The following is a 6,694-nucleotide window of genomic DNA, read 5'->3' as shown; positions in this document are numbered from 1 at the left end:
TAAGATGAGGTCTCTCATAGAGTAATCTAGTAAGACCCCTTGTAGATGACAAGGTTGATAGGCCAGGTGTGTAAGTCCAGTAATGGATTCAGCTGACTGGTACTAATAGGTCGAGGGCTTGACTTAACTAATCAAGCATTCGATTCATCGAATGAAATGATACTAAAATGCAAATTATCTTCTGTGAAGTTTTCAGGGAATGTACTCTAGTAGACATTCACCTAAATATCTGGTGTCGATAGCTAAGGGGTTCCACCTGTTCCCATACCGAACACAGTAGTTAAGCCCTTATACGCTGAAAGTACTTGGCTGGAAACGGCCTGGGAGGATAAGTAGATGCCGGTTTAAAAGCACTCATTGCTTGATGAGTGCTTTTTTATTTTGTTAGTATATTCAAGGCTGCTCCACCTGTTCACATATCATCGTGGTCTATGAGAGTGACTAAGTAGGAAGATATACTTCCTCAATATTGTAAGCTATCGAAGTTAGCATCGTAACAGTAGTTTAGGTCACGTAGATGCAGTAATAAACTATACATGTTTATATTATAAAGCTACTTAAGCAGAACGTTATACGTCGAAAGTACTTGGCTGGCGACGGCCCCGGATGGGCCAAGTGTCGGAAGTGCCATGGACGGCTTAGCGAACGACCGATGGTCCTGGATGGACCAAGTGCCGAGCGCGCCATGGATGGCATTGCGCTAGGTGAAACGGCCTGGGAGGATAGAAAGCTGCTGATTAGAAAAGCACTTACCAATGGTAAGTGCTTTTTGCTATGTTAAGCTGGGTGCCACCTGTTCCATTCCTTCGTTTCTAATGAACCGTCTTAGAGGGGTATGGTATCTATCTTAAATAGCATCGCCGTCGCTAACTGGACAATCTAAGCTCATCTGGCCATTCAAATCGAGTATTTTAAAATTAGCTACTATGTTGCTACGAGGTAGACATATGTAACTAAATATTCGAATAGTTATGAATATAATCCATATCGTTTACAGAATTAGCATTTTTAGATATAATTTAATTGTGTAGTACTTTTTCAGGACATACTAGCTAATAAAATGCAGGAGGACAATGATATGAATAGCTTAGAACAAATACTTGCGGCTAATCGGCAGTTTGTAGAACATCTGCCATCATCATATGAATCTGAAGAAAATGATAAAATGCCTAACCGTCATCTTGCGATCTTCACATGTATGGATACAAGGCTAGTTGAATTTTTAGAGCCAGCATTAGGTCTAGGGCGTGGCGAGGCAAAAATGATAAAGAACGCCGGCAATACAATCACTGGTCCTTTTGAGGCTATAATGCGTAGTTTAATCCTAAGTGTTTTTGAACTTGGGGTAAATGAAATCATTGTTATTGGGCACCATGATTGTGGTATGGCTAACACAACATCACAAGGTTTGACTGCGAAAATGCTTGCACGAGGAATATCGCCGGATGCAATTAAAATGGTGGAACACTCTATGGAGAAATGGCTTGATACTTTCCACCATCCAGAAGACAATGTTAAAGAAGTTGTAGAAAAAATCCGCACTAACCCGTTAATTCCTAAAGATGTTCCTGTTCATGGATTAATGTTTCATCCGCGCACTGGTAAAATCGAAGTTATAGTGGACGGCTATAGTGCAGCAAATATAAAATAACAAGAAGCAGTGTAAATCCTTGGGCTAGTTTCCAGGGATTTTTCTTTATCATATGATCTTAATAACATTGATACATTTCTATAGTATTAATAGACATAATAAAAAAAGCAGCATAGCTTATGCTTTTAAAATATAAAAGTCCGAGTAGGGTTTACTCAGACTTTTGGGTTATTATTTATTTGGACCGAGAAAGCATTTTTATAACTTTTGCGCTTGTATTCTTAATACGTCTAATTGGTGCAACTGTTACTTTGGTCTTGGGCTTCATATCCTTTACCGAACCAAAGTCACCGCGTTTAACGTGTGTTGTTTTAACTTTTTCAGGTTTAAGATAACTTTTTAGGGCTTGCACTGCTTTTTCAGGACTTGCATTAGTTTCGCATGTAAAGATATCAATAGCGGCATAGCCTAAATCCGGGTAAGTATGAACATTCATATGACTCCTATTTAACAATGCCAAAGCGGTAACACCATGTGGTTCGAATTTGTGAGAAGAAAATTCGAGCAAGTTTAAGTTAGCTTCTTGTATTCCAGCAAAAATGGCATGTTTGATAGAATCGAGGTTATCTAAGGCTTCGAAGCTGCATCCATACATATCTACTGTTAAGTGCCTTCCGACTAGTTTCACTACAATCGCCCCTTTTTAATAGTTTCAACTTAAGGCGTAAAACTTCAAAAAAACTCAATAATTGATAAATTCAAACAATAATAGTGATAATATCCAGCGATATCACAGATATACATTATAAATTGCTTGGACATTATTGTAAAGAGTATTTTTTTTATTATTTCCGGAAAATTAAATATAATTAGGTCCTAGTAAAAGTTAACAAAAGCATTGCAGGAATATCGTAACGTATAGTAAAATTTCTCACATAAAGAATATATTTTATCAAAGGAGAAATAAGATGAATACTAAACTAACATCATTGTTAAATATTAAATATCCAATTATTCAAGGTGGAATGGCTTGGATCTCAGATGCCAAACTTGCAGCTGCAGTATCTGAAGCTGGTGGAGCAGGAATTATCGCGACAGGTGGCCGTGACACAAACTATGTTCGCGAGCAGATCAGACTTGCAAAATCATTAACAGATAAACCTTTTGGTGTAAACGTCATGTTGATGGCGCCAAATAAAGATGAAGTTGTCGAAGTAATATGCGAAGAAAAAGTTGCTTTTGTAACTCTTGGTGCAGGTAACCCAGTACCATATTTCGAAAAGTTTGATCAAGCGGGAGTAAAGAAGATTCCTGTTGTGCCAAACGTTAAACTTGCTAAAAGAGTTCAAAATGCCGGTGCTGATGCTATAGTTGTTGAAGGTATGGAAGCTGGCGGTCATATTGGCGTTTTGACAACTATGGCGTTAATGACCCAAGTTATACCTGAGATTAGAATTCCTGTAATCGTGGCAGGAGGCTTTGCCGATGGTCGCGGACTTGCAGCAGCTTTAGTTATGGGTGCTGCCGGTGTGCAAATAGGAACAAGATTTTTATTAGCTCTAGAGTGTGCCGCTCACCCTAAATTCAAGCAAAAGCTAATTGAAGCTACAGATACTGACACTATCGTAACAGGACAAACTATTGGTCATGCGGTAAGAGGTGTTAAAAATAAGTTCTCTTTAAATTTTGTTGAGCTAGAGAAAAATGGTACACCTGAGGACGAATTAGTAAAACTAGCAACAGGAACAAATCGTCTAGCAGCAGTTGATGGTGATATTGAAAATGGAATGGTTCAAGCTGGTCAGAGTTTATTACCATTAACGGAAATTGAGCCAGCAAAAGATATTGTGGATAAAATTATTAATGAGGCTCGTGAAGTGCTTCTGAAAGCACCTGAGTTTGCAAAGTAAGGGGGAGAATTTCATGAATAACGTTAAATTAGCCGAAGGAGTATACTATGTTGGCGCCGTTGATTGGAATGTTAGGGACTTTCATGGTTTTACAACTCCACGCGGTGTAACATATAATTCATTTCTAATTGTTGATGAAAAGATATGCCTTGTTGATACAGTAAAGGCGCCTTTCGCTGAGGAGCTTATTGAGAGAATTAGTCAAATTGTTGATCCTGCTAAAATTGACTATGTAATTGTGAACCATGTTGAGCCAGATCATTCTAGCGGTCTGCCCATGATAATGGAAAAGGCTCCACAGGCTAAAGTAATTTTGACCGAAGCTGGAAAGTCAGGAATACTGAAACATTATCAGAAAAATTATGACTTTCAAGTTGTAAAAGAAGGCGACTTTATTAATTTAGGCAAAAACAAACTTCATTTCATACCTTTACCTATGCTTCATTGGCCAGATTCGATGGCTAGCTATTTAGATGGCGAACAAATCCTATTTTCAAATGATGCTTTTGGACAGCATATTTGTACAACGAAACGATTTGACGATGAGAATGATATACATGAAATTATGTATGAAGCCGCAAAGTATTATGCTAATATACTAATGCCATTTGGAAAGCTCGTCGGCAAAGCACTAAATAAAGCTTCACAAGTACCGGTTAAAATGATTGCGCCAAGCCACGGAGTGGTTTGGAGGTCCAATATCCCCGAAATACTACATAAGTACGAGCAGTGGGGTACTAACTATACAACAGATAAAGTAATTATTGCGTATGATAGCATGTGGGGCAGTACTGAAAAAATGGCTCGCCGTATACTTGAGGGTGTTGCTGCTGCTGGCGTAAATGCCAAACTATACAGATTATCTGCAGCAGATAGAAGTGACTTGATGATGCAACTATTAGAGGCCCGTGGTGTTCTTATAGGTTCATCAACCCAAAATAATGGTCCGCTTGCGACCGTGGGAGCACTTTTGACATATATAAAAGGTCTTAGACCTGCCAATAAACTTGGTGCATCATTTGGTGCCTATGGTTGGGGTGGTGGCGCTCAGAAGGTAATTGATGAAAGTATGGCAAGTGCAGGTATTAAGGTAGATCCAAGTTTAGCACTAAAGTGGGTGCCTGATGCTGAAGAACTTGAAAAATGCTTTAACTTTGGATTAGAATTCGGTAAAAAAATACTGCAGGCAGAGAAATAGATTTATTGAGGGCCTAAGTGCCCTCTTTTTTAGGTACATACAGCAAAGTGTTCTTTTTAAATGCTCCATGGAATAGTGACAGAAACTATGTGCCACACTATATTATCGAACAAACTTTACCGAGGTGGCTATGTTTACGTTACACCATGGCTTTTGGTTATATTTTTTGTCACGACGTCACCCGTTTGTCTGGTATTTTGTTTTAGGCTCAATGCTGCCAGATTATATATACCTTGTTCTAATAGTAGTAATGCTATATGACGGAAATATAAGTATCCCAGAACTAATTACAATGAGCCCTAAAGTCATGATGTCTTATCTTCCAATTTACTCTTGGGCAGTTATGATTGATCTGATAGGGCATTCTGTTGTTTTCTGGGGCGCTTTTTTCGCTTTAAGCATGTTTAAAAGATTAAGTAAAACTAGAGCGGTTGTTGTTGGTTGGGGTACTCATTTACTTCTAGATGAACTTACACATGGTGCACATGCAAACTTTTATCTTTACCCGTTATCTATGTCAGCGGTGCACAGTCCAGTATCATACTGGGAACCAGCTTATTTTGCAGCAGAGTTCAAGGCAGTTAATGGTGCTATAATGACAGCAATGGCTGTCTATCTTATTTACAACTGGTGGAATCATCGAAAAAATAATAAGTGAGGTCTTTATGGAAGTAACAGCTAAAGTTTTTTTACGCAAAGGTGCACAGCACCGAGTTGAAAGTGGTCACCCTTGGGTGTACCAAACAGAGTTAGATTACATTGATGGCGATTTTCAGCCAGGTGACATTGTTGACGTTTATAACAACCGTCAGAAATTCATCGGCCGAGGTTATATTAATCCTCGTTCACAAATCATTGTTCGGCTTTTGACCCGTGAACAAGAACCGATTAACAGGGAGTTTTTTAAGAAGAGAATAGAAACAGCTTGGAAATATCGCAAACAGTTTATAAACGAACCAGAATATTGCCGGTTGATATTCGGTGAAGCAGATTTTTTACCAGCACTAATTGTTGATAAGTTTGGCCCTTATATGGTCATTCAGACACTTTCATTAGGTATTGATGTACATAAAGAAACGATTGTATCAGTACTTGATGAATTATTTTCACCTGAAGGTATTTATGAGCGAAACGATGTATCCGTGCGGAGATTAGAAGGCCTTGATGATAAAAAAGTGGGCTATCTAAAGGGGAATTTTCCAACTAAAATTAAAGTATTAGAAAATGGTATACCCTTTTATGCCGATATTGAAAAAGGACAAAAGACTGGGTTCTTTTACGATCAGCGAGAGAATAGACTTTTTCTCAAACCGTTAATGGCTGGTGCAGAGGTATTGGATTGCTTTTGCCATACTGGATCATTCGCCGTACATGCAGCTCTTTACGGAGCAAAAAAGATTACTTCTATAGACATATCAGAAGATGCAATAGAATTAGCTAAGCAAAATGCCGAAATGAACGGTGTAAGCGATATTTGTAATTTTCAAGTTGCAAATGCCTTTGATGCACTACGGACGATGTCTGATGAGAAACAGCAGTTCGATGTGGTTATCTTAGATCCTCCAGCTTTTACAAAAAGCAGAAGTGCTTTAGAAGGCGCTGCTCGGGGGTATAAAGAAATTAATTTGCGCGGTCTCAAGATGGTTAAGCCAGGAGGCTACTTGGTGACCTGCTCTTGTTCTTATCATATGGGGAGAGATTTGTTTCTAGCTGTTGTAAATGATGCTGCTCGCGACGCGAAAAGGACAATAAGGCAGGTTGAATATCGAACTCAAGCAAAAGACCATCCGATATTGCCAGCCTCTGCCGAGACGGAATATCTAAAATTTTTGGTAGTGCAAGTGTTCTAATAGCCAGTATTAAAGGGCTAACCTAGAAAGCTAATCAAGCCGCTCGTCTGTGACAAGAGCGGCTTAGTCATCGGATAAATTACAAGTTATTAGGCAATAATTATTAAAGGAATTTAATAATTATTGCCTTTTTCTTATATATTTT

Annotated in this window: 6 protein-coding genes and 2 rRNA genes; 7 read left to right on the top strand and 1 reads right to left on the bottom strand. The window is 38.6% G+C overall.

Annotated elements, in window-relative coordinates:
* The 3 genes from V6C17_RS15800 to V6C17_RS15790 form a co-directional block, all read left to right on the top strand.
* Positions 1 to 126: ribosomal RNA gene (locus V6C17_RS15800) — 23S ribosomal RNA — on the top strand; the annotation flags it as partial.
* 102 nt (positions 127 to 228) lie between these two features.
* A 5S ribosomal RNA gene (gene rrf / locus V6C17_RS15795) occupies positions 229 to 345 on the top strand.
* A gap of 733 nt (positions 346 to 1,078) precedes the next feature.
* Positions 1,079 to 1,651, top strand: coding sequence for a beta-class carbonic anhydrase (locus tag V6C17_RS15790; RefSeq protein ID WP_333523541.1), 573 nt, complete (start codon positions 1,079 to 1,081; stop codon positions 1,649 to 1,651).
* Positions 1,652 to 1,826: 175 nt separating this feature from the next.
* On the opposite strand, the gene speD is transcribed toward V6C17_RS15790, so the two are convergent.
* On the bottom strand, positions 1,827 to 2,279 hold the full coding sequence (gene speD / locus V6C17_RS15785) for an adenosylmethionine decarboxylase (protein WP_333523540.1): 453 nt from the start codon (positions 2,277 to 2,279) through the stop codon (positions 1,827 to 1,829).
* A gap of 280 nt (positions 2,280 to 2,559) precedes the next feature.
* On the opposite strand from speD, the gene V6C17_RS15780 reads away from it, so the two are divergent.
* From V6C17_RS15780 to V6C17_RS15765, 4 genes are all read left to right on the top strand, one after another.
* Complete coding sequence (locus V6C17_RS15780; protein WP_333523539.1) at positions 2,560 to 3,501, top strand: nitronate monooxygenase; 942 nt, start codon at positions 2,560 to 2,562, stop codon at positions 3,499 to 3,501.
* Between the two features lie 13 nt (positions 3,502 to 3,514).
* Complete coding sequence (locus V6C17_RS15775; RefSeq protein ID WP_333523538.1) at positions 3,515 to 4,699, top strand: FprA family A-type flavoprotein; 1,185 nt, start codon at positions 3,515 to 3,517, stop codon at positions 4,697 to 4,699.
* Positions 4,700 to 4,829: 130 nt separating this feature from the next.
* Positions 4,830 to 5,357 (top strand): hypothetical protein, encoded by a 528-nt coding sequence (locus V6C17_RS15770; protein ID WP_333523537.1) that lies wholly within the window; start codon positions 4,830 to 4,832, stop codon positions 5,355 to 5,357.
* A gap of 7 nt (positions 5,358 to 5,364) precedes the next feature.
* Positions 5,365 to 6,549: a class I SAM-dependent rRNA methyltransferase gene (locus V6C17_RS15765; RefSeq protein WP_333523536.1), complete on the top strand. Its 1,185-nt coding sequence runs from the start codon at positions 5,365 to 5,367 to the stop codon at positions 6,547 to 6,549.
* Positions 6,550 to 6,694 lie beyond the last annotated feature (145 nt).

The organism is Dendrosporobacter sp. 1207_IL3150 (genome assembly GCF_036763085.1).
Classification (GTDB): Bacteria; Bacillota; Negativicutes; order DSM-1736; family Dendrosporobacteraceae; genus JBAIYU01.
Note: the sequence above shows the minus strand (reverse complement) of the source record. Positions and strands in the feature narration are given on the sequence as shown.

What these genes read in the sequence shown, in the direction of transcription:
- V6C17_RS15790 (WP_333523541.1), top strand. Translation starts at nt 1,079, where the DNA reads ATGAATAGCTTAGAACAAATACTTGCGGCTAATCGGCAGTTTGTAGAA.
- V6C17_RS15780 (WP_333523539.1), top strand. Translation starts at nt 2,560, where the DNA reads ATGAATACTAAACTAACATCATTGTTAAATATTAAATATCCAATTATT.
- V6C17_RS15775 (WP_333523538.1), top strand. Translation starts at nt 3,515, where the DNA reads ATGAATAACGTTAAATTAGCCGAAGGAGTATACTATGTTGGCGCCGTT.
- V6C17_RS15770 (WP_333523537.1), top strand. Translation starts at nt 4,830, where the DNA reads ATGTTTACGTTACACCATGGCTTTTGGTTATATTTTTTGTCACGACGT.
- V6C17_RS15765 (WP_333523536.1), top strand. Translation starts at nt 5,365, where the DNA reads ATGGAAGTAACAGCTAAAGTTTTTTTACGCAAAGGTGCACAGCACCGA.